Raw genomic sequence first — 1253 nt, forward strand, 5'->3', positions numbered from 1 at the left:
GGGGCCGGACGTGCGGGTATCTCGAGGTGGCCGTGGGATTTGAGTCGATGATGTCGTCGGCACAGTGCCTGGAGGTTTCCCCCAGTGGTAGGGCCTGTCGGGTAGGGGAGTCGATGATCCAGATCGCACCGGGGGACTTCAATGTCGCATCCGGGGGCTTGGCAGGTGCCGTCGCGGAAGGTGATCGCATCGCGTAGACGGGCCGGTGCGTAGCGGCCCTGGTAGGTGACCGAGAGGATGTCGGCCTCATCTGCCGTGGGTCCCAGACCATCCGCCCCAGCAGCAGCACTAGCAGCCCCAGCAGCAGCTGATCGGCCGGCGGGGTTCGGGGCGGGGCGGTAGGACACCTGGTACCAGTGGTGGAGACCCTGATCCTGACCAGTGTTCTGGCTGGTGTTCTGGGTGAGGGTCTGGGCGGCGAGGTGGCGGGCGTCCTCGGCGGGGATGACCCATGTACGGTCTGCGCTGATCCCAGGGGCCTGGGAGTCACCGTTCAGGGTGGCCTCGGGGATCATGATCGCGATCTTCGCCTCGATCGAGGCGCCCTCGACCCGACCATCGAGCAGCCAGGCGCAGAACAGATCCGCTTCCCGCTGAGACAACGTCCGAGTATCCCCAGCCTCTCTGACAACATCAGCATCAGCATCAGTACCAGTACCGGCGTGGGTGTGGGTGGCTGCTGCTGAGTCGTGCGCCTGGTCGGGGAGGCATTCAGGACCGTCCTGGACCTGGATCGGTGGCTCCTCGATGGTGGTGCGTTCCAGCCCGTCGTGTTCCTCGACAGGGAAGGGCAGCAGTGCCTGACCATTAGTAGCCGGTGCCTGTGCCCTCGGCGGCGGGGCGCCTGCCCCGGCGGGGACGGGGATGGGGGTGTTCTGTGCTCGGGCGACTGCCCGTAGCCGGTTGGCGATCGCTGCCGCGGCCAGGGTGGGCAGTCGGGCTTCCAGGTAGCTCATCGCGTGATCATCGTGATGGATGCGTACCCAGCGATCAGCCCGGGAGGCGGCACAGTCTGCGGCGTATTGGGCGGGATCGAGTCGGGCGATGTATCGACGCAGCCAGGCCCGCAGCTGCCCGGTGGTGAGCCGCTGGGCCGCAGCAGAGGCCGCCGTATCGAGGTGTTCGAGGTGGTGCAGGTGTGTGGGACGGATCAGGGTCATCGCGGCTCGGGCGATGGTGCGCATCCTGGGGGTGTCGATCTCCCCGGTGGTGTAGGCGGTCCAGGTGGTGGGCAGGCTGGTCAGGGTGGTGCG

The 1253-nt window shown here is 67.4% G+C and carries 1 protein-coding gene; it reads right to left on the minus strand.

Features of this window, described 5'->3' with window-relative positions; genetic code table 11:
• A partial coding sequence (locus tag ODE13_RS16860; RefSeq protein WP_322480304.1) for an HNH endonuclease signature motif containing protein occupies positions 1-1253 on the minus strand: 1253 nt, incomplete at both ends.

The sequence above is a fragment of the Nesterenkonia sp. HG001 genome, from assembly GCF_034438835.1.
GTDB lineage: Bacteria > Actinomycetota > Actinomycetes > Actinomycetales > Micrococcaceae > Nesterenkonia > Nesterenkonia xinjiangensis.